General features: G+C 61.6%; 18 protein-coding genes. 15 read left to right on the forward strand and 3 right to left on the reverse strand.

All coding sequences use genetic code 11. The features are described 5' to 3' along the window. Positions 1-663, reverse strand: a 663-nt coding sequence (locus AC0L2A_RS22240; protein ID WP_473610675.1) for a YihY/virulence factor BrkB family protein, incomplete at its 3' end; no start/stop codon positions are given. Positions 664-720: 57 nt separating this feature from the next. On the opposite strand from AC0L2A_RS22240, the gene AC0L2A_RS22245 reads away from it, so the two are divergent. The 12 genes from AC0L2A_RS22245 to AC0L2A_RS22300 all read left to right on the forward strand — a co-directional run bounded on the left by AC0L2A_RS22245 (position 721) and on the right by AC0L2A_RS22300 (position 14,152). Continuing rightward, complete coding sequence (locus AC0L2A_RS22245; RefSeq protein WP_473610676.1) at positions 721-1,587, forward strand: SDR family oxidoreductase; 867 nt, start codon at positions 721-723, stop codon at positions 1,585-1,587. A 24-nt stretch (positions 1,588-1,611) separates the two neighbouring features. Next, entirely contained in the window at positions 1,612-1,803 is a 192-nt protein-coding gene (locus AC0L2A_RS22250; protein ID WP_023797244.1) for a twin transmembrane helix small protein, read from the forward strand. 28 nt (positions 1,804-1,831) lie between these two features. Continuing rightward, positions 1,832-2,413, forward strand: a complete 582-nt coding sequence (locus AC0L2A_RS22255; RefSeq protein WP_091600130.1) for a cob(I)yrinic acid a,c-diamide adenosyltransferase — start codon at positions 1,832-1,834, stop codon at positions 2,411-2,413. Between the two features lie 23 nt (positions 2,414-2,436). Then, positions 2,437-3,240: a rhomboid family intramembrane serine protease gene (locus AC0L2A_RS22260; RefSeq protein WP_473610678.1), complete on the forward strand. Its 804-nt coding sequence runs from the start codon at positions 2,437-2,439 to the stop codon at positions 3,238-3,240. Positions 3,241-3,574: 334 nt separating this feature from the next. Continuing rightward, positions 3,575-4,324: an electron transfer flavoprotein subunit beta/FixA family protein gene (locus AC0L2A_RS22265; protein ID WP_473610679.1), complete on the forward strand. Its 750-nt coding sequence runs from the start codon at positions 3,575-3,577 to the stop codon at positions 4,322-4,324. Between the two features lie 20 nt (positions 4,325-4,344). Then, a complete protein-coding gene (locus tag AC0L2A_RS22270) occupies positions 4,345-5,274 on the forward strand; it encodes an electron transfer flavoprotein subunit alpha/FixB family protein (protein ID WP_473610680.1) in 930 nt (309 codons plus the stop codon). Between the two features lie 117 nt (positions 5,275-5,391). Next, complete coding sequence (locus AC0L2A_RS22275; protein ID WP_023797239.1) at positions 5,392-6,270, forward strand: 3-hydroxybutyryl-CoA dehydrogenase; 879 nt, start codon at positions 5,392-5,394, stop codon at positions 6,268-6,270. A gap of 810 nt (positions 6,271-7,080) precedes the next feature. After that, the gene (locus AC0L2A_RS22280; protein ID WP_473610682.1) at positions 7,081-10,242 is read left to right on the forward strand and encodes an ATP-binding protein; all 3,162 of its coding nucleotides are present in this window, start codon (positions 7,081-7,083) and stop codon (positions 10,240-10,242) included. A 30-nt stretch (positions 10,243-10,272) separates the two neighbouring features. Beyond that, a complete protein-coding gene (locus tag AC0L2A_RS22285) occupies positions 10,273-11,430 on the forward strand; it encodes a YcaO-like family protein (RefSeq protein WP_473610683.1) in 1,158 nt (385 codons plus the stop codon). 4 nt (positions 11,431-11,434) lie between these two features. After that, entirely contained in the window at positions 11,435-12,163 is a 729-nt protein-coding gene (locus AC0L2A_RS22290; RefSeq protein WP_473610684.1) for a TfuA-like protein, read from the forward strand. A 64-nt stretch (positions 12,164-12,227) separates the two neighbouring features. After that, on the forward strand, positions 12,228-13,427 hold the full coding sequence (locus AC0L2A_RS22295; protein ID WP_473610686.1) for a gluzincin family metallopeptidase: 1,200 nt from the start codon (positions 12,228-12,230) through the stop codon (positions 13,425-13,427). Positions 13,428-13,456: 29 nt separating this feature from the next. Continuing rightward, positions 13,457-14,152, forward strand: coding sequence for a hypothetical protein (locus tag AC0L2A_RS22300; RefSeq protein ID WP_473610687.1), 696 nt, complete (start codon positions 13,457-13,459; stop codon positions 14,150-14,152). A gap of 549 nt (positions 14,153-14,701) precedes the next feature. Here AC0L2A_RS22300 and AC0L2A_RS22305 read toward each other — a convergent pair. Both AC0L2A_RS22305 and AC0L2A_RS22310 read right to left on the reverse strand, forming a co-directional pair. After that, positions 14,702-15,340 (reverse strand): NrsF family protein, encoded by a 639-nt coding sequence (locus AC0L2A_RS22305; protein WP_473610689.1) that lies wholly within the window; start codon positions 15,338-15,340, stop codon positions 14,702-14,704. 1 nt (position 15,341) lies between these two features. Further along, positions 15,342-15,893, reverse strand: coding sequence for a sigma-70 family RNA polymerase sigma factor (locus AC0L2A_RS22310; RefSeq protein WP_091593047.1), 552 nt, complete (start codon positions 15,891-15,893; stop codon positions 15,342-15,344). A 205-nt stretch (positions 15,894-16,098) separates the two neighbouring features. Between AC0L2A_RS22310 and AC0L2A_RS22315 the strand changes: the two genes are divergently transcribed. The 3 genes from AC0L2A_RS22315 to AC0L2A_RS22325 all read left to right on the forward strand — a co-directional run bounded on the left by AC0L2A_RS22315 (position 16,099) and on the right by AC0L2A_RS22325 (position 19,947). Then, a complete protein-coding gene (locus AC0L2A_RS22315; RefSeq protein WP_473610690.1) occupies positions 16,099-17,106 on the forward strand; it encodes an iron ABC transporter substrate-binding protein in 1,008 nt (335 codons plus the stop codon). Between the two features lie 175 nt (positions 17,107-17,281). Then, positions 17,282-18,868 carry an ABC transporter permease gene (locus AC0L2A_RS22320; RefSeq protein WP_473610692.1) on the forward strand — a complete coding sequence of 529 codons (1,587 nt, stop codon included), beginning with the start codon at positions 17,282-17,284 and terminating at the stop codon, positions 18,866-18,868. Next, positions 18,865-19,947 (forward strand): ABC transporter ATP-binding protein, encoded by a 1,083-nt coding sequence (locus AC0L2A_RS22325; RefSeq protein ID WP_473610693.1) that lies wholly within the window; start codon positions 18,865-18,867, stop codon positions 19,945-19,947. The genes AC0L2A_RS22320 and AC0L2A_RS22325 overlap by 4 nt, the downstream gene beginning before the upstream one ends. Positions 19,948-19,955: the final 8 nt, after the last annotated feature.

Genomic DNA, 19,955 nt, shown 5'->3' on the forward strand with positions numbered 1-19,955 from the left:
CCAGGCAATCAGCGTGAAGATGATGCCCGGTATGATCGAGACGAAGCGGCGCTTGCCCGCAGGCAGCCAGTAATGCACCGCGAACAGCCCGCCGACGATGACGACCGAGGCGATGATGTAACGCCACAGCGTGATCGTTCCCATATAGGGTTTTACCCATTCGAAATTGGCCTCGGCCAGCCGCGCCAGCAACGGCGCAAACACCAGAAGCACGCTGATCGCCAGAAAACCTGCCGTGGCGATCAGCACGAAGGCGATGCTCTGTACCCGGCGGTATATGATGCCGCGCGTTTCGGAAACGCGGTAGGCGCGGTTGAGCGAGGTGCGCAGCGCCTCGATGCCGTTCGAGGCGAAGAAGGCGGCAAGCAGCACACCATAGGTCAACAGGTCGGTGCGCTGCACGGTGAGCACGTTGAGCACCTCGCGCGCGATCGGCTCGGCGATCTGCTCGGGCCAGGTGTCGAAGACGATATGCACGGCGGTGTCGGCAAAAGCCTGTGCGCCGAGGAAGCTGGCCAGCGTCGTGGCGAAAATCAGAAAAGGGAACAGCGCCATCAGCGCCGTGATCGCCAGATGACTGGCCATCGCCCAGCCATCGTCTGCATCGAAATGGCCGAACGCGTCATAGAGCACGCGCTTGAGGGCTACGATCTTCCGCAACAAGAACCGCGTTCCCTTCGATTGTCTCGACGCCGCGAATATGGGAAGGGATTGCGGCAAATGGCAAGCCTAGGTCAAAGCACGCTTCCTCCTGGAGAAGAGTTGCGCACCATCATCGTCACCGGAGCTTCTTCCGGGATAGGCGCCTATTGCACCCGGGCGCTGAAGGCGGAAGGCTGGCGGGTGTTCGCGACGGCACGCAAGCCGGAGGACATCGCCGCCCTCGAGGCCGACGGCATCGAGGCTTTCTATCTGGATTATTGCGAACCGGAATCCATCGAGACGCTGGTGGCGTCGGTGCTGGAGCGGACCGGCGGACGGCTCGATGCCCTGTTCAACAACGGCGCCTACGCCCAGCCCGGCGCCGTCGAGGACCTGCCGGTCGCAGCGCTCAGGGAGCAATTCGAGGCGAATGTCTTCGGCTGGCATGACCTCACCCGCCGTGTCGTGCCGGTGATGCGGCGCCAGGGCCATGGCCGCCTTGTCCACTGCTCCTCGATCCTCGGCCTGGCGCCGCTGCCCTTTCGCGGCGCCTATTCGGCGTCGAAGCACGCGATCGAAGGGCTGATGCTGTGCATGCATCAGGAACTCCAGGGCAGCGGCATCCATGTCTCGCTGATCGAGCCGGGGCCGGTGACATCGAAGATCGCCAGCAACGGCCTTGTGTGGTTTCTCAGGAATATCGACCGTGAGAATTCCGTGCACCGCCTCGCTTACGAGGCGCAGCTGCAACGGCTGCAGGCCGGCGGCAGCACGTCACGGCTGAAGCCCGGGCCGGAGGTGGTTCATGCGGCCTTGCGCCATGCGCTTCTGTCGCGGCGCCCGCGTCCGCATTATGTGGTAACGGTGCCGGCCAGGATCGGCGTTGTCCTCAAACGCATCCTGCCGGCACCAATGCTCTACCGCCTGCTTGCCAAACGCGCCTGAACGCAATCGACTGGAAAACACACTATGGCAACCGTCTTCAACATCCTCGCTGTTCTCGTCATGGTCGCCGTGGTGATCGTGCTGATCCGCGGCCTCATCAACATGATGCGCGGCGGCTCCGGCATGACCTCCAACAAGCTGATGCAGACGCGCGTGCTGCTGCAGTTCGTGGCATTGGTGCTGATCATGCTGGCGGTGTATTTCACCCGCAAGTGACGCGGATGGCGATTTCGGGAGGCAGAGCGTGGTCAAGCTCAACAAGATCTACACGCGTACCGGCGACGACGGCACCACCGGCCTCGGCACCGGTGAGCGGCGGCTGAAATCCGATCTGCGCATCGACGCCTATGGCACGATCGACGAAGCCAATGCCTGCATCGGCATGGCCCGCATCCACACCGCGGCAACATATCCGGCGATCGACGCTATGCTCGGCCGCATCCAGAACGACCTTTTCGACCTCGGCGCCGATCTGGCGGTGCCGGATGACGGCAAGCCGCTCGGCTATGAGCCGCTGCGCATCACCGCTGTGCAGACCGACCGTGTCGAAAAGGATATCGACCTGCTCAACAAGGATCTGCAGCCGCTCAAATCCTTCGTGCTCAACGGCGGCACGCCGGCGGCGGCGGCCCTTCACCTTGCCCGCACCGTGGCGCGGCGGGCCGAGCGCATCATGGTGGCTTTGACGCAAAACCCAGGCGAGCATCTCAACCGCGAGGCGATAAGATACATCAACCGCGTATCGGACTTTCTGTTCGTCGCCGCACGCGCGGTCAATGACAATGGAAACGCCGACGTGCTATGGATTCCCGGCAAGAACCGCTGAATCTGCCGAGGCGGAGGGGTCCGATGTTCATCCCGCTTTATGACACCAACCGGCTGCGCCACATCAAGCAGCAATATGTCACGATCGGCCTGATCGCGTTCAACACGCTCATCTACTTCGCCACCGCGCTTGGCGGCGAGCAGTTCACCAACGCGGCTGTGCTGGGGCTCGGCTTCATCCCGTCGGTCGTCCACGACAGCGTCGAACTGGCTCCGCAGTTTGTCGTGATCCCGGAGAGCCTGAGCTACGTCACCTATTCCTTCCTGCATGCCGATATTTTCCATCTCGGCGGCAACATGCTGTTCCTGTGGGTGTTCGGCGACAATGTCGAGGACGCGCTCGGTCATATCCGCTTTCTCGCCTTCTACCTGCTGTGCGCCATCGCCGGCGCCTTCTTCCAGGGCCTGATCGCGTGGGACTCGCAAGTTCCGCTGATCGGCGCCTCAGGCGCCATTGCCGGCGTGGTCGCCGCCTATCTGATCCTCTATCCCAGGGTGAAGGTATGGGTGCTGGCCTTCGCCCGCATTCCGCTGCGCATCCCGGCCTTCATCCCGCTCATCCTGTGGATCCTGTTCCAGATCGTGATGTTCGCCGCCGGTGGCGAGGATCAGATTTCCTGGGCCTGCCATGTCGGCGGCATCATCGCCGGGGCCGTGCTGGTGCTCGTCTTGCGCAATCGCGCCGTACCGCTGCTTGCCGGTGCGGACGAAGAGGCAGTGGTGGTCGCCGGCCAAATGCCTGTTGCCGCAGAGCCGGCGCCAGGCGAGCCGCTGCCGGCGCAGCCGGCGCCGCGCTGGGGACGGGCAAGCGCCTCCAGTCCGGACTGACCCGATTTTCCGGACTGAACCGATTTGAGTGCGGCGCGGATGATTTGGGCGCGCCCCGGATATTGACGTGCGGGGTCGCCGCAACTACGGAAGCGTTCCCACACCAATGCATGTCGCGCAAAACTGTGCAGCGGTTTTGCGATAACGGCATGCATGGAACACACAACCTGAAGCGCGTCGCGTGAGGTCGGCCAAATGCGACGCGCTTTAGACGGTCGGAGACCAGAATTCCGTCCGGAATGTCGGCTTTCGACAACTCTGAAGAGGCGCACACTGCTATAGCGCGCCCGACAATCTTGAAAGAGGTGGCTATCGTGAAAGAGGTGACAGGCAAATGAAGATCCTTGTGCCCGTGAAGCGGGTTGTGGATGCGAATGTGAAGGTTCGTGTGAAGGCTGACGGTTCGGCGGTGGAACTCGCCAGCGTCAAGATGGCGATGAACCCGTTCGACGAGATCGCGGTCGAAGAGGCGATCCGGCTGAAGGAGGCCGGCAAGGCGGAGGAGATCATCGTTGTCTCGATCGGGCCGCAGCAGGCGCAGGAGACCTTGCGCACCGCGCTCGCCATGGGCGCCGACCGCGCCATCCTGGTCAAGACCGACGAGCAGACGGAGCCGCTGGGTGTCGCCAAGGTGCTGAAGGGCGTGGTCGAGGCGGAAAAGCCCGGTCTCGTCATTCTCGGCAAGCAGGCGATCGACGACGATTCGAACCAGACCGGCCAGATGCTGGCCGCACTTCTGGGCTGGGCGCAAGGCACTTTTGCCTCCAAGGTCGTTATCGATGGCGACAAGGCCAAAGTGACGCGCGAGGTCGATGGCGGCCTGCAGACGGTGGAGCTGAAGATGCCGGCGATTGTCACCGCGGATCTTCGCCTCAACCAGCCGCGCTATGCCTCGCTGCCCAACATCATGAAGGCCAAGAAGAAGCCGCTCGACGAGAAATCTCCCGCCGATTACGGCGCCGACGTCAAGCCGCGGCTGAAGGTGATCAAGACCGAGGAGCCGGGCGGCCGCAAGGCGGGCGTCAAGGTCAAGAGCGTCGCCGAACTGGTCGACAAGCTCAAGAACGAAGCCGGCGTCCTGTAGGGCTGGGAAGGGACAAAAAGATGACAATTCTTCTGATTGCCGAACACGACAATGCGACGCTTTCCGACCAGACCGCCAAGGCGCTTTCGGCGGCACTGCAGATCGGCTCCGACGTGCATGTGCTGGTCGCCGGCAACGGCGCCAAGCCGGCAGCGGACGCCGCCGCCAAGCTCAAGGGCGTGAGCAAGGTGCTGCTTGCCGAAGCCGACGAGCTCACCGAGCGTCTCGCCGAACCGCTGGCGGCGCTCGTCGTCGGCATCGCCGATGCCTATGACACGATCGTCGCGCCAGCGACCTCCTCGGGCAAGAATGTCGCGCCGCGCGTGGCAGCCCTGCTCGATGTCGCGCAGGTGTCGGAGATCATCGAGATTGTCTCGCCCGACACCTTCAAGCGGCCGATCTATGCCGGCAACGCCATCCAGACGGTGCAGTCGAGCGACGCCAAGAAGGTGATCACCGTGCGCACCGCCTCCTTCCAGGCTGCACCCGAGGGCGGTTCAGCCCCGGTCGAGACGGTTCAGGCAGCAGTCAATCCCGGCCTGTCGAGCTTCGTCGAGAACAGGCTTTCCGAGACCGATCGTCCGGAGCTGACTTCGGCCAGGATCATCATCTCGGGCGGCCGCGCGCTGGGCTCCTCGGAGAAGTTCCAGGAAGTCATCCTGCCGATCGCCGACAAGCTCGGCGCCGCCGTCGGCGCCTCTCGTGCCGCAGTCGATGCCGGCTATGCGCCGAACGACTGGCAGGTCGGCCAGACCGGCAAGGTGGTCGCACCCGATCTCTACATCGCCGTCGGCATCTCCGGCGCCATCCAGCATCTTGCCGGCATGAAGGATTCGAAGGTCATCGTCGCCATCAACAAGGACGAGGAGGCGCCGATCTTCCAGGTCGCCGACTACGGCCTCGTCGGCGACCTTTTCGTCATTCTGCCGGAACTGCAAAAGGCGCTTTGACGCCTTCTGCCAAAGCGTATTAAATTGTGAAGGGCGGGGTAGACGAAGTCGCCCCGCCCTTTTAGTTTGCACCGCACAAAAAGCAGGCCGCAAAGGCCATTTGACGGGATCGGTGTAATGAACAAGATCGAGACGATCGGCATCATCGGGGCGGGCCAGATGGGCGGCGGCATCGCCCATGTGTCCGCGCTGGCGGGCTACAAGGTGCTGGTTTACGACATCTCGCCCGAGCGCATCGAAAAGGGCATCGCCACGATCAGCGGCAACATGGCCCGCCAGGTCGGCTCCGGCAAACTCGAGGAAAAGCTGCGCAACGAGGCGATGGCGCGCATTTCGTCAGCACCGACCATGGCCGACCTTGCCGGTGCCGATCTGGTGATCGAGGCAGCGACCGAGGACGAGACGGTCAAGCGCAAGATCTACGCCCAGCTCTGCCCGCAGCTCAATCCGGAAGCCATCCTGGCGACGAACACCTCATCGATCTCGATCACGCGTCTCGCCGCGCAGACCGACAGGCCGGAGCGTTTCATCGGCATCCATTTCATGAATCCGGTTCCAGTCATGAAGCTGGTCGAACTGGTGCGCGGCATTGCCACCGAGGACCAGACCTTCGAAGCGGCAAAGGCCTATGTGAACCATCTCGAGAAGACGATCACCGTCTCGGAGGATTTTCCAGCCTTCATCGTCAACCGCATCCTGCTGCCGATGATCAACGAGGCGATCTACACGCTCTATGAAGGGGTCGGCTCGGTCGACGCGATCGACACCGCCATGCGGCTCGGCGCCAACCATCCGATGGGACCGCTGCAGCTTGCCGATTTCATCGGCCTCGACACCTGCCTGTCGATCATGCAGGTGCTGCATGACGGCCTGTCGGATTCGAAATACCGGCCCTGCCCGCTGCTGGTGAAATATGTCGAGGCCGGCTGGCTCGGCCGCAAGACCGGACGCGGCTTCTACGACTATCGCGGCGAGCATCCGGTTCCGACGCGCTGACCGGCGATACGAGGCGACGGACGTCGCGCGCGGCCGCGCTGAGTGAAGACCATGCGGCTGTTCCGTCGACAGCTTCGTGGCCGCGGATCTAACTAACTAACTAAGACCGCATCAGGCCGATCCTTGCCCGTTTGCTCGCCGACCGCCGAAGCCTGATAGATTTGGCTCAAACCAGCCCGGCAGGGCGTTTCACGTCGAGCATTCTGCAGCCTCGGAACCCACTTGGCTGCGCACAAATGCGGGCTAAAACAAAGAGATAAAGCCCGGTTCAATCCAAACGCATTGCGCTTTAGGGTCAAGACTCAATCAGCGGATGCCGCCAATGGCCGAGATGGGTGGTTCTCTACCGTCCGTCTCGCCGATCGGAACGAACAGTTAGCGCCACGAGCAGTCATTGGTCAGCTACCGGCCGACGGTCTCGGTCCGCCTCCTTAGTGGACAGTCGAGTCTACTTTTTCGTCGCCGAGCGCCACTTCGAACAGCCTCGCTTCCTGCAAATCGGTTCAAAATCACCAATGTGTCGTCCACTTCCGAGATAGCGAATAGCGCTCGCGTCAAGCCGCTAACTATCGGCTAGAATCGCGCGCTGCTCGGCAATTTAGGATTCGGACAGGCAGCACGTGGCTGAGCTGGCCGAACTGCGAGAGATTCATCCTCCTTTCGGCAATCTCATGAGATTAGGAGGCAGGGAGCGTGACGCACATCGTCGGAACTATCGCTTATGATGAGATGAGGGTCGTCCGAGCGCTCTGGTGAATATTAGCGCATTTGATAGTATCGCTCCCACTCCGCCAGCCAAGGCACTGTAGCATGTCGGAAAAGCGTCGAGTAGAGCCTCCAATCGTGGCCTTTGCCAAGGGCGTTCTGAGCAAGGACGACAATAGTGTGTCCGACGTTCGCAGCGAGCGGCGCGTCATGACAGCTCTCTGTTATGATCTGGTCGGATCAACCGACCTGCTCGCAGTTCTGGATATCGAGGACTATGAAGAACTGATGTCGGCCTTTCGGCGTGCGGCAAGACAGGCAATCTCATCGTACTCGGGCGTTGTCGTGAGCGAGGCCGGCGACGGCGGTGTCGCACTTTTTCCAGCAGGGATGGAGGCGAAGGACGCGGCTTCGCAAGCGATCCGGGCAGGACTCGAAATCATTGAAGCGTGCAAGCGGGTCGGGCTGGAGAAAGACCATACGGACCTACATGTTCGGGTCGGGATTGCTACATCCATGACCCTCGTTCACGGGGACGGCGGTGACCCGGCGCATGCCAGCGTCACGGGCCCTGCTTTGGCCATGGCTACGCGGCTCCAGGCTATGGCTCAGCCGGATGCAATATTGGTGTCCGATGAGACCCGAAATCTGGCGCGGCGGTCTCACGTTTTCAGCTTTCGTGGCATTCACGTAATTAAGGGTTTCGCGGAGCCGGAGCGGACTTGGTGTGCCATCAGCCACAAGCGGGACGTTGGCCGCTTCTTCGCCTTCGGGCGCTTGAACAATACGTTTATAGGCCGTGGGGACGAACTGGCCACCATCGCCGCATGTTGGCATGATGCGGTCGCCGGCAAGGGCGGCGTCATTCTAGTTCAGGGTGAGGCCGGTATCGGCAAGTCTCGACTGCTTTATGAAGTCCGCAAGAGGACACGCTTTCAGCAGGCAAAATTGCTGCTTTTTCAATGTCAGCCCGGCGGCTCCCACTCGGCCCTTTATCCTCTGCTGCAAAATGTTCGGAGTGACCTGGCGGGCAAAGAGGGTCGGCTGGAGACTTCAGACGTAGCGGAGGTCTTCGCAAATCAGAGCGTTCACGATGACGAAGTGGTCGACATTTTCTCGTTTCTACTTGGGGCTGAAGGATCGAATCCCGCTCTGAAGGAGGCTGATCTCAAGGTCATTCGGGAGAAAGCCGCCTGGGCAGTTCGCAGAAGCATTGAAGCCATTTGCGAACGCGGACCACTCATCCTGGTGGTCGAAGACATACATTGGATCGACCTCACGTCGAGGCAATTGCTGGCGGAACTTGTACTCTTCATTCATCGGGTGCCCGTGCTTCTCATAATGACTGCGCGACCTGGATCTGAGACTTATTCAGGGTTCCGGGACTTGCCGCATATTACTCTAAAGCCGCTCGATCGCGAGGAAACGCGACAGGCAATCATGGCCATGCGGCCGGAAATCGGGTCAGCCGCGCATTCGGAACTCATTAGCATGGTGGAGGAGGTAACCGGGGGCGTGCCTCTTTTCATCGAGGAAATCTGCCAATGGATCGCCGAGAATGCAGCCTCCATAACGGATCGCCTTGCGCCAGCCGGATCATCAAGCCAAATATCGGTGTTTGAAGGCATCCTTCAAGCCAGGCTGGAAGCCTTGGGCCCAGCAAAGGATGTGGCACGAGCGGCCGCTGTCGCCGGCAATCGTTTCAATCTGGAATTGCTCCAGAAGCTGTTGCCGGAATACGGTGACGAGACAATCGGGAATGCACTGGACACCCTCATCGAGGCGGGATTCCTGATCCGGGTCAGGCCTTCGGGCGAGCCCGACTATGGATTTCGTCATGCCCTGATCCGGGAGACAATCTACAATGCATTGCTGCGGAGGAGACGGCAGGCGCTCCATCAGTCGCTTTTCTCCGCTGTCGGCCGCGACCGAAATCTAGCCCCGTGGCTGGGTACGGCTGAACTGGCAGAACATGCTGAACGCGCTGGCCTCATCGAGGAAGCGATCGATCAGTTTATCGCAGCCGGCCGGGAAAGTTACGTCCGCTCTGCAATGGCCGAGGCGAGACAGATTCTCGACCATGCCATGACCCTTTGCCAGCGAGTGAGAAGGCCGGACAAGCAGGATGTTTTGCGCCTCGCCGCGATGATGCCGCTCGGGCCGATACTTACAGCCACGGAAGGTCCAAACTCGCTGCCGGCCCGCAAACTTTACGAGGACGGGGTAGAGATCGCCAGGCGGCGGCCACTCGCCGAGCGTGCGAAGTGGTTTCCGATCTACTGGGGTTGGTGGTTCACCGGCCCCACCATCGACGGGGAACGCGCACGGACCGTCCTCACCGACCTGAGGGATGTCGACGACCCCGAAGTGCAGTTTCAGGCCAGACACTGCGTTTGGGCAATCGAATTCAATCTTGGGCATCACAAGGACTGCATCGCGGCGGTCGACGAAGGACTTGCGCTCTATGGGACGGGCCAAAGGGCAGGGAATACCACTCTGTTCGGCGGCCACGACGCCAGGGTCTGCGGCCTGTCGCATAGGGGCCTCTCTCAATGGTTTACCGGCAGGGCCGCAAGCGCAGTTCGGTCGTTGGCTGAAGCTAGGCGCTGGGCAATGCAAACAGCGCATGTTGGTAGTATCGCCCATGTCTACATCAACGAAGCGATGCTTGATTGCTATCGCCGCGATTTCTCGGCGCTGCGAGGCGTCATCGCCGATATCCGCGAATTGACGAAGCGCCACCATCTGCCCTCCCTTGTCGCCCTGGCGCAAATTCTCGAAGGCTGGTGCGAAGGAAATGCTGCTCGGGTAGAGCAAGGCAGGGACCAGATCAAGGAGGGTCTCGCGATCCACGGCGAACTCCAAACGCCGGAAGACTATCCTGTCTACTACGGCATGCTGGCGGAGCTTCTGGCCCGGACAGGCGAGACTGACGAGGCCCTTGCGCTTGTTTCTTCCGCGGCTGCGGAAGCCGAAGCAGGTGGCAGTCTTTCTTGGCTCGCCGAACTCTATCGGCGAAAGGCCCATCTCCTTCTACTTAGAGGTTCCTCAGGCATGGATGTTGTTGCCGCGCTCTCCAAAAGCCTAGCTACCGCCGATGAGCAAAACGCTGTGCCGATCCTGCTCAATGCATACGAGATGCTCAGGACATGGGGCGTATCAGAGGAACTATCCCGGCAGTACCGCAGTCGCGTCGACCTGGCGAAATCAGGCATCGAGCAAGGCGCGGCGTTGTTCGTCAATCTAGAACCGAGCCTACGCCACTAGCCCGCGCGGCTGCGAGATCAGGAAGCCTCCATGCTGGAACGATACGAGCGCTCGGGTCCTCCGCCGCGCGAAGTACTCATGCGGCTAATGACGATGCGCGAGCTTTTGGGCATCACACGGATTGCAGACATCACAGGTCTCGACGTGCTCAATATACCCGTGGTTCAGGCGGTCAGGCCTTTCTCCCTTTTGAATTCCGTTTCGCAAGGCAAGGGGCCGACCAGAACCGAAGCTGCGGTATCGGCTATTCTCGAGGCCGCAGAGTCCTACTTTGCCGAGCGCTTGGCGCACTACGACCCCATCGAGGCATCCGCAGACTCCCTGAATATTCCTCCTGAAAGATTCGAAGCCCATCTCCAGCCTGGTGTCGACCCGGGCTGGCGCAGCAGGGAGATAGCTTGGATTCATGCCGAGAATATCCTCAAGGGTGGTCTGCAGGATTGGGTCCCATTCGAGCTTGTACACACTGCCTACGTGTTCCCGCCGCGGCCCCACGAGGAAATCTTCGCTTCATCGACGTCCGGCCTGGCGGCCTCCTTCGAGGAAACGGACTCTATCCTGCATGGGATAATGGAATGCATCGAGCGCGACGCACTCACGCGGGCGGAGCGAATCCATGGCTTTTTCCAGCGCCGTCGAATTGACCCAAGAACGATCGACGATCCGACAGTTGCGAGCCTTCTCGAAAGCCTGGAAGCCAAAGGCCTGCTGGTGGGGCTTTGGCACGCCCCCTCACCGCTGGGACTGCCGGTGATCTGGTGCCATCTCATGGAGGATCGGCCGCCGGAAACTGCAATTCTTCACCATCCGGCAGAGGGCTCGGCTGCAGGTTTCGACGCCGCGTCCGCGATCGTTCACGCAATCTACGAGGCGGCGCAGTCGCGACTGACGGCGATCTCCGGCGCCCGTGATGACCTGACGCGCGCGTCCTATCCAACATATCCCGATTGGCAAAAAATTGCGGCGCACCGACGCCTCCTGTCCGACGGCCCTCGCGACGTACATTTCCATGCGATTGCCGGGCAGAATTACACCAGAGGGGGAAATAGGATGTCCGCTCTTCTCGCACAGATAGAGGGCGCAGGAATCGATACCGTGTACATGATTCAGCTCGACACGAAACCGCTCTGCGAGTTGTCGGTCGTCAGGATCGTCATACCGGCCTTAGCGCCGCTGTTGCATGGCTAGGCAAATGCGTCCAAAGCTGGTCTTTGCCGGTCCCACGCTGTCACAGGGCGAAGTGCTGGAAGTGGTGGAGGCGATCTGCCTTCCGCCGGCTGTGCAGGGTTCGATCATTGCGGCTGTGCAACATTTTGATCCGAGTGCGATAGTCATCATCGACGGCGGCTTTCAGTCGGAGCCGGCGGTCAGGCACAAGGAAATCCTTTGGGCAATAGCGAAAGGTGTTCCGGTAATAGGTGCGGCGAGCATGGGGGCTCTTCGCGCTGCGGAACTCTTTCCATACATGCAGGGAGTGGGGCTCATCTACCGGTGGTATCGTCGTTTTGCGTTTGCGCCTGACGATGCAGTGGCCGTGCTGCACGGACTATGGGAGGTAAACTCCGCGCCCATAACCCACGCGCTGATCGATCTTCGCATGACGGTTCGCAGGGCCTGCCGTCGAGGCTTCATTTCGGCTGAATACAGAACCAGCCTGGAGCGCGCCGCGCAAGCTCTCAATTTTCGCGAGCGCACGCTCGCCCGCATGGTCGGTGACGCCTTGTCATGCGAAGGTGATCTCGTTGTCGAGAAATATCAGGAGATCCTCGCCGCAGCTTTCGTTCAGCAAAAGAAGCAGGATGCACGTGATGCACTCCGGCTATTGGATCACGGTTTGTTCAAGGAGCCCGCACCCCTGCCAGATTTCCAATTGACGGCGGCTTTCTTTAAGGATGTCGACGAAGCCGGGTTAGAGATTTGAAAGCATCAGGGCGAGAATTCTCAATCTCAATTTACAATAAGTGACATTTTGCTAATGTACTAAAATGAGAGGGGCTGAGCTACTAGGAACGCTCGATCGATCCAACGACCAGAGTCGCTCCGTCGGTACGCGCTTCCTGCTATTTCCGCAGGTGCCTCACCTTGCCGATTACGGCATACCCGAGACCGTCTGGATATCGACCCCGCCGGGCCGGTTACGCCCCGGTCCGGAGGACCATCGCATCTATGTCCGCGATCCGCTCCTCGACAAGGAACCTTACGAGTATCCCTATCTGCCGCCCTTCGTTGGCGAGGTCTTCCCGTCGGCGGAAGCCGCCTACGACGGTCACTTCGACCAGATTTCATTGAATTCACGACAGTTCCTGGCGGCACACGCCTTCGGGGCAGTCAGCCGGGTCCTGGACATCTGGGAAAGCTACCTTGGGCGGCCGATTACCTGGTACTTCGCCGAAACCTATGAGCGGCTGGAGATCATTCCGTGGGTCGACTGGAACAACGCCCAGTCTGGCTACGGTTATCTGGAACTCGGCGTGGACAGGGCGCCCGACGGTCGAAATTATCCCTATGCCCTCAACTTCGATACGATTGCGCATGAGGTTGGCCATGCGATTCTGTTTTCCCTTTTTGGGGTGCCGGTAAATGGCTTGAAGACCGGCGACTTCGCGTCGTTCCATGAGGCGAGCGCCGACATAACGTCGCTTCTGTCCTTCCTCCATTTCGACAGCGGTCTCGACCGGCTGCTGCGCCACTGCAACGGCAACCTCCTCGTCCTGAACGAGCTCAACCGCATTGCCGAACTGATCGGCGACCGGCAGATTCGCCTCGCCAGCAATTCGCGCCGCATGTCTGAAGTCTCCGACGAAATCCATGACAGGTCTCGGCCTTTCACGGGGGCGGTATTCGATACGATCGTAGACACCTACCACGCGAATCTCGTGGGTGATGGACTAGCCGACGAGCGGCTTCTCGATATCGACATCAGGGATATCGACGAGGCCGCCATGCACCGCATCTCGGATTTCACGGCGCTGGCCTTCCGTGCCAGGCCGTTCCTGTTCAAGAGCGCGCTTACCCGGGCGCGTGACGATGTGGCGCTGACCCTCGCCCGGACCTGGTCCAGCCTCGAAGCCGACGATCTGACATTTGAAAATGCCGCGATTGCCGTAACCGAAGCTGGCGGTCGCATCGCGCCGGCGCTGGGCGCTAAGTTCGAGGAAAACTTCAGGTGGCGGGAAATTTCATGAACTGAATTATCAAAGCGAGGAGGAGCATCATGAGCGACGACTATCACCGTCCGACACTGACCTTTCCCGAGGGGGCATACAATGCAACACAGGTCAGGCTCTATGGTATCGAGGCAGAAATCGGCATTTCTATTCCTGGACAGGCCAGCGAGATCTCCGGCACCAACATTTATGTTGAGACAGAAGATGGTTTTCACGCTGACGCGGAAGACATCAAGAAAGCGAAGGCTATACTTAAGACAGCCAAGTTGAACAAGGATCGCCGCGCCATAATTCTCAATGATGGCCTCATTCCCTTTCCCATTCCAATCAGAGTTAGTTTTACCATCAAATTAGATATAAAGGACTTTGGAACAGCCGTTGTTACAGCAAGTACTGATACGTACCTTCTGGGGAGCAAGCCAGCGAAGGAGCTTTCCTGCGGACTAATCGTTGGATACGCATATGAAGGTCATACATATGACCTTCCAAAGCCTAAGATAATGCTAGTCCCAAAATTTCCAGAGCGGGAAATTCCAAAAGATGATTCTGACTATAAATTGAAAGAAGATCTTGGATACGTGGTTTGGATTGTCGACAAACTTGACCAATGCGTTGAGTTCGAGACGAACCAGGGCTTTGTCGAACAGCTTGTTCTGGAGGCTAACCTTCCCGGCAAACGCTCGCCGACCATGTATGCGGCCAGGCAGGCGCTTGGGCACCGCAGTGGCAGGCTGACTGAGTAGTGATAGATTCCTGCTACTCCGTCGAGGGGTTGTGTCAGCCGGCCCGAGTTTGGTGCAGTCGGAAACGATAACCTCATGGAGCTTGGGGCGTCGAGTTGGCTGCGGCGCTGCCCAATCGGTCCGGGTCGCTTCGCTGCAATTGTAGGAGGCGACGGGTCCGTTTTCGGCAGATGAAACCGGCAAAATACGTCGGAGGCGAGATTCCAAAGCCCGTGCCGAAAGCCGCCCGGCAGTGTGCGCACAACCATCGGAAGATCGCCAGCACCGTCGCTGGAGCACTACACGTCACGGACATTATCGCGCCTCGGTGCCCATGACGGTTCCACGACCGCCATCGTGTTCCTCCTTTGCCGCGAGCCGTCGGTTCCAACCCGGAGAGCGACGTGCTTTGCGGGTCAACCGGACGTTCATTCCGGCGGCAAGCAAAGTCCGCAACGGGTCAAGGGCGTGAATTCCGCACGGGCGAACGAACTTCCGTAACGGGTCGAACCAGATCGTTCAGAAATGTTTTGACGCTAGAACCTCACGCTCTCCCATCGCGGGCAGTCGCTACCAGCGCACGAAAAGCCGCCCGCCGAGCGCTCCGAGCGCGGCGAGGATGGCAATGGCGATCGTATACCAGGTGGCAACGAAGAGCGGCGAGTCGTCGAAGCAATGTGCGGCATAGAAAGTTGCCGCCAGCCCGCCGGCGAGCAGGCCCGCCACGGCTCCGGCAAGCACCGGCTGCGTCGGCGCGCCATAGCGCAGCACCGCCAGGAAGACGGCAAGCGGACCGATGCCGATCAGCGGAATGAAGCTCAGGCAAATAACCATGTTGCTGCCGACCAGCCGCCTGCCCCAGTCGGCCGCAGGCACCGAAAGGAGTTCCAAACCCACCGCTACGGCCACCAGCAGCGGTGCGGCAATCATCCAGGCCGCCACCCTGCCCGTCGCTGCACCGGGTGTCGACAGGGCGCGGATCAAGGCGAAGGCGCTGACCGCCAGAGCCATCGTGAACACAAACTTGGCAACGAAACGCGTCGTATACATGGCGGTGGCGATGTCGGTGCGTGGGCCGATCGCCAGCCAGAAAACCACCGCCGCGATCAGCGTAGCAGCACCTGCGCCTATCCACCAGGCCGAGCCAAGCGGCATCGCCGTGCTGCGGACATCGGCGTCGAGCGCCTTGATGAGATCGTCGGTCCTCATGTTATTCCCGCTTGAATTGTTTGGCCCCGAACCGTTTGGCAATGGCGGCGAGACCGCGATGCAGCGACACGCGCACCGCCGTCTCGCTGATACCGAATTTCGCTGCCGTTTCACCAATGGAACGGCCTTCGACCGACACCGACGAAACCACCGAACGCTGCGCCGGCGGCAGGCCGTCCAACGCCCGGTTGATGTCACGCCCGCTGACCGTTTCGGCCTCCGGTTCGGCGAAGGTCTCGGCGATCTCGTCGATCTCGATCTCGATGCGCCGCCCGCGCCGTCGAAAGGCATCTATCAGCTTGAAGCGCGCGATGGCGTAGACCCAGGGCAGCACAGGCAAATCCTGGCGCCAGGTATGCCGCTTCACATGAATGGCCAGCAAGGTTTCCTGCACGACATCCTCGGGATCGACCCCGCCCTGAACGATCTTGCGCCTGATGAAGCCGCGAACCAGAGCAGCCGTCCGGCGCAGAAAGTCGGCGTAAGCCCTTTCATCTCCCGCGATCGCGGCCCGCATCAGCCGGGAAAGCTCGGCCTCGTCCTTGCCGGTCACAAGAGTTCACTCCCCGATAATTCGCGCCTCGGCGCTGTTTTGTTACGTGGCCGGCGAAATAATGTCCAAGCCAAAGTAAGGAATATCACGAAGGTTTCACCTCCGGCGCCGATTACGCAGCTCACCAATGTTGACTACACAGATCAGGAATTGATAGTGCAGCCATGCTAAGCCAAAACCATCGCGATCGAGCGGGATGACGTCCATGAAACATGCTCTTTCCGTCCTTGCCGGAGCCACAGCACTTGCAATCAGCCTGGTCGCCAGCCCGGTTATGGCCCAGGACAGCGGCATCGTCGTCTACAATGCCCAGCATGAGAGCCTGACCAATGCCTGGGTGGAAGGTTTCACCAAGGAAACCGGCATCGAGGTCACCGTTCGCCACGGCGGCGACAGCGATTTTTCCAACCAGATCGTTGCCGAAGGCGCCGCCTCGCCGGCCGACGTGTTCCTGACGGAAAACTCGCCCGCGATGGTGCTGGTAGAATCAGCCGGCCTGTTCGCGCCAGTCGACGCCGACACGCTGGCGCAGATTCCCAAGGAGTACCAGCCGGCCAGCGGCAAGTGGGTGGGCATCGCCGCGCGCAGCACCGTCTTTGCTTACAACAAGACCAGGCTGACCGCCGAGCAGTTGCCCAAGTCGCTGCTTGAACTCGCCGATCCGAGCTGGAAGGGACGCTGGGCCGCTTCGCCGTCCGGCGCCGATTTCCAGGCGATCGTCAGCGCGCTTTTGCAGCTTAGGGGTGAGACCGCAACGGCCGACTGGCTGAAGGCGATGAAGGAGAATTTTACCGCCTACAAAGGCAACAGCACGGTGATGAAGGCGGTCAATGCCGGCGAGGTCGATGGCGGCGTGATCTATCACTATTATTACTACGGCGACCAGGCCAAGACCGGCGAGAACAGCAGCAATGTCGGGCTGCACTATTTCAAGAACCAGGACCCGGGCGCCTTCGTCTCGGTTTCCGGAGGGGGCGTGCTGGCCTCCAGCAAGCACCCGAAGGAAGCCCAGGCCTTCCTGAAATGGGTGACCGGCAAGGGTGGTCAGGACGTGCTGAAGACCGGCAATTCCTTTGAATACGCGGTTGGCAAGGGTGCGGAGTCCAATCCGGCGCTGGTGCCGCTGGCCGATCTGCAGGCGCCGAAGGTCGACGCGACGACGCTGAACTCCAAAGAGGTGACCGACCTGATGACGGCAGCCGGCTTGCTTTAGTTCGCGTTCGTCCTAAAACGGCAGCCGACTGCGCTCCTGCGGGAATTCGCTTCCGCAGGAGCGCTCTGTTTTTCGAGGTGGCATTCGTCCATGACGACAAGCTGCATTTTTGGCCGTGTTTGCGGCTCTGCGATCGTTTCCGCCACCGGGCGGCAACGGCTCGGCGTCTGAGCTGATGCTGCCTGCGGCCGACCTTGCACGTTCAGGCTTGCCGACCGGCATGGTGGCTGTGCATTGGAGGCGCCGGCGGCCGATATCCTGGATTTCGCTCGCCGCCATCCTGGTCTCACTGTTCTCGCTGCTGCCGCTCGCCTTCATCATCTGGATTGCCGTGCAGACTGGCTGGGACACCGTATCGGCACTGGTCTTCCGGCCACGTGTCGGCGAGCTGCTGGTCAACACCCTGCTTTTGGTGGTGCTGGCGGTGCCGATCTGCATCCTGCTCTCGGTGGCGCTGGCCTGGCTGACCGAACGCAGCAGCCTTCCCGGTGCCCGGCTGTGGGCCTGGCTGTCGGTGGCGCCGCTCGCCATCCCCGCCTTCGTCCACAGCTACGCCTGGATTGCCCTGGTGCCGGGACTGCACGGGCTGTGGGCCGGCGTACTGGTTTCCGTCGTCGCCTATTTCCCGTTCCTCTATCTGCCGGTGGCGGCAGCCTTGCGCCGGCTCGATCCTGCTCTCGAAGATGCCGCGGCAGCCGTCGGCCTCGGGCCATGGCGCGTGTTCCGGCGGGTCGTGCTGCCGCAGCTCAGGCTCGCCATCTGCGGCGGCTCACTGCTGGTCGGCCTGCATCTCCTGGCCGAATACGGCCTCTACGTGTTCATCCGCTTCGATACCTTTACCACGGCGATCGTCGACCAGTTCCAGTCGACCTTCAACGGCCCCGCCGCCAACATGCTGGCTGCGGTGCTGGTGACATGCTGTTTCGTGCTGCTCGGGATCGAAGTGCTGATGCGCGGCGAAGAGCGCTATGCCCGCGTCGGCTCGGGCGCCGCGCGGCAGCAGCAACGCACAAGGCTCGGCCGCGCCACCATCCCGTGCTTGGCTCTGCCCGTCGTCACCACGCTGCTGGCGCTCGGCGTGCCGTTCGTCACCATCGGCCGCTGGCTTGTGGCCGGCGGCGCCGATGTCTGGCGCCTCGATGAGATCGGCCTGGCGCTCGGCCAGACCCTGTTCCTGGCGCTCGCCGGCGCCCTGCTCGCCACGGTTGCCGCCATGCCGATGGCGTGGATCTCGATCCGCGCGCCCGGACCGCTGCAGCGGCTTCTGGAGGGCTGCAACTACATCGTCGGCTCGCTGCCCGGCGTCGTCGTGGCGCTGGCGCTGGTCACCATCACGGTGCGCATCGCCCTGCCGCTCTATCAGACCCTGTTCACGATCCTCGTAGCCTATGCGCTGATGTTTCTGCCGCGCGCCCTGATCAGCCTGCGAGCGTCGATCGCGCAGGCGCCGGTCGAGCTCGAGCGCGCCGCCGCCAGTCTCGGCCGGTCACCGCTCAGGGCGCTGTGGTCGACGACGATCCGCCTGTCGGCGCCGGGGGCCGCGGCGGGCATGGCGCTGGTGGCGCTCGGCATCATGAACGAATTGACCGCCACCCAGATGCTGGCGCCCAACGGCACCCGCACGCTGGCGATGGCCTTCTGGGCCCACAGCGGCGAGATCGACTATGCGTCCGCCGCACCCTACGCGCTCATCATGGTGGCGATGTCGCTGCCGCTGACCTGGCTGCTCTACATTCAGTCGAAGCGGATGGCCGGACGATGAGCTTCCTCGAACTCACCGATGTGCACAAGCACTACGGCCCGGTGGCCGCACTGGCCGGCGTCGACCTCAGCGTGGCCAGCGGCAGCCGCACGGCGATCGTCGGGCCGTCCGGCTGCGGCAAGACGACCTTGCTGCGGTTGATCGCCGGCTTCGAAGCGCCGGACCAGGGTCGCATCGTGCTCGACGGCGAGGTGCTGGCCAATGGCGGCGCTGCCGTGCCGGCATATCGGCGCGGCATCGGCGTGGTGGCGCAGGACGGCGCCCTGTTCCCGCATCTGAGCATCGCCGCCAATATCGGTTTCGGCATGCGGCATCACCAGGACAAGCGCAGCGAGCGTATCGCCGAGCTCGCCTATATCGTCGGGCTCGACAAGGCGATCCTGAAACGGCGGCCGCACGAGCTCTCAGGCGGCCAGCAGCAGCGTGTGGCGCTGGCCCGCGCCATGGCCATGAAGCCGCGGCTGATGCTGCTCGACGAACCGTTCTCGGCGCTCGACACCGGCCTGCGCGCCTCGATGCGCAAGGCTGTGGCCGAGCTTCTGGAGGCCGCCGGCATCACCACGATCCTGGTCACGCACGACCAGGCCGAGGCGCTGTCCTTTGCCAGCCAGGTCGCGGTGATGCGCGAAGGCAAATTCTCGCAGGTCGGCACGCCGCGCGAGCTTTATCTCAAGCCGAAGGACCGGATGGTCGCCGAATTCCTCGGCGACGCCATCATCCTGCCGGCCAAGATCGCGGACGGCTTCGCCAGCTCGCCGCTCGGCCGCATCGCCGTCGACAGCACCGAGCGGCGCGATCTCGCCCGCATCATGCTGCGGCCGGAACAGGTGCTGTTGAAACGAACATCGCGCGAAGGCATGTCGGGCACGCCGGACATGCTGTTCGGCGAGGTGACGGAATCCGAATTCGCCGGCTCGATGTGCACCATCGCGGTGCGGCTCTTGAACAGTCCCGATCCGCCGGACGCAGCCGCGATCGGCAACACGCCACTGGTCCTGCGCAAGCCAGGCATGGACACACCGGTGGTTGGCGAGATCGTCCGACTGACGGTGTCGGGCAAGGCGCATGTGTTTGCCTGAACGCTCGG

It is taken from the genome of Mesorhizobium sp. WSM4844 (assembly GCF_055811775.1).

Bases quoted from the DNA above. Each gene is read 5' to 3' on its own strand.
- AC0L2A_RS22245 (WP_473610676.1), top strand. From the start codon at position 721: ATGGCAAGCCTAGGTCAAAGCACGCTTCCTCCTGGAGAAGAGTTGCGC.
- AC0L2A_RS22250 (WP_023797244.1), top strand. From the start codon at position 1,612: ATGGCAACCGTCTTCAACATCCTCGCTGTTCTCGTCATGGTCGCCGTG.
- AC0L2A_RS22260 (WP_473610678.1), top strand. From the start codon at position 2,437: ATGTTCATCCCGCTTTATGACACCAACCGGCTGCGCCACATCAAGCAG.
- AC0L2A_RS22265 (WP_473610679.1), top strand. From the start codon at position 3,575: ATGAAGATCCTTGTGCCCGTGAAGCGGGTTGTGGATGCGAATGTGAAG.
- AC0L2A_RS22270 (WP_473610680.1), top strand. From the start codon at position 4,345: ATGACAATTCTTCTGATTGCCGAACACGACAATGCGACGCTTTCCGAC.
- AC0L2A_RS22275 (WP_023797239.1), top strand. From the start codon at position 5,392: ATGAACAAGATCGAGACGATCGGCATCATCGGGGCGGGCCAGATGGGC.
- AC0L2A_RS22280 (WP_473610682.1), top strand. From the start codon at position 7,081: ATGTCGGAAAAGCGTCGAGTAGAGCCTCCAATCGTGGCCTTTGCCAAG.
- AC0L2A_RS22285 (WP_473610683.1), top strand. From the start codon at position 10,273: ATGCTGGAACGATACGAGCGCTCGGGTCCTCCGCCGCGCGAAGTACTC.
- AC0L2A_RS22290 (WP_473610684.1), top strand. From the start codon at position 11,435: ATGCGTCCAAAGCTGGTCTTTGCCGGTCCCACGCTGTCACAGGGCGAA.
- AC0L2A_RS22295 (WP_473610686.1), top strand. From the start codon at position 12,228: ATGAGAGGGGCTGAGCTACTAGGAACGCTCGATCGATCCAACGACCAG.
- AC0L2A_RS22300 (WP_473610687.1), top strand. From the start codon at position 13,457: ATGAGCGACGACTATCACCGTCCGACACTGACCTTTCCCGAGGGGGCA.
- AC0L2A_RS22305 (WP_473610689.1), bottom strand. From the start codon at position 15,340: ATGAGGACCGACGATCTCATCAAGGCGCTCGACGCCGATGTCCGCAGC.
- AC0L2A_RS22315 (WP_473610690.1), top strand. From the start codon at position 16,099: ATGAAACATGCTCTTTCCGTCCTTGCCGGAGCCACAGCACTTGCAATC.
- AC0L2A_RS22320 (WP_473610692.1), top strand. From the start codon at position 17,282: ATGCTGCCTGCGGCCGACCTTGCACGTTCAGGCTTGCCGACCGGCATG.
- AC0L2A_RS22325 (WP_473610693.1), top strand. From the start codon at position 18,865: ATGAGCTTCCTCGAACTCACCGATGTGCACAAGCACTACGGCCCGGTG.